This window comes from Bradyrhizobium sp. NBAIM18 (genome assembly GCF_020193825.1).
Lineage (GTDB): Bacteria > Pseudomonadota > Alphaproteobacteria > Rhizobiales > Xanthobacteraceae > Bradyrhizobium > Bradyrhizobium yuanmingense.
The window spans coordinates 1-405 of record NZ_JADYVO010000077.1 but is presented as its reverse complement, the minus strand read 5'-3'; the positions used below and the strand labels follow the sequence as shown (position 1 = coordinate 405).

The 405-nt window shown below is 53.3% G+C and carries 1 protein-coding gene; it reads left to right on the top strand.

Going from position 1 to position 405, the window contains the following annotated elements; genetic code table 11:
- The coding region (locus I6F17_RS37480) for an LptF/LptG family permease (protein WP_225190489.1) at window positions 1-405 on the top strand (405 nt) is incomplete at both ends.

Genomic DNA, 405 nt, shown 5'->3' with positions numbered 1-405 from the left:
ATTGGGAGGGATTGTCGGCCTGGGGCAGTTATCGAAAAACAGTGAGCTTACCGCCATTCGCAGCATGGGGTTTTCTATCTTCCGTATTGCACTGGTGGCGCTGGTTGCAGGGATATTGTGGTCTGTTTCGTTAGGCGCGATAGATGAGTGGGTAGCGTCGCCATTACAGCAACAGGCGTTGCAAATCAAATCGACCGCCACCGCGTTGGGGGAGGACGATGACATTACCGGCAATATGCTGTGGGCCAGGCGTGGTAATGAATTTGTGACGGTGAAATCGCTGAACGAGCAGGGCCAGCCGGTGGGCGTGGAGATTTTTCATTATCGCGACGATCTCTCGCTCGAATCCTACATTTATGCACGCAGTGCCACCATTGAAGACGACAAAACGTGGATCCTGCATGG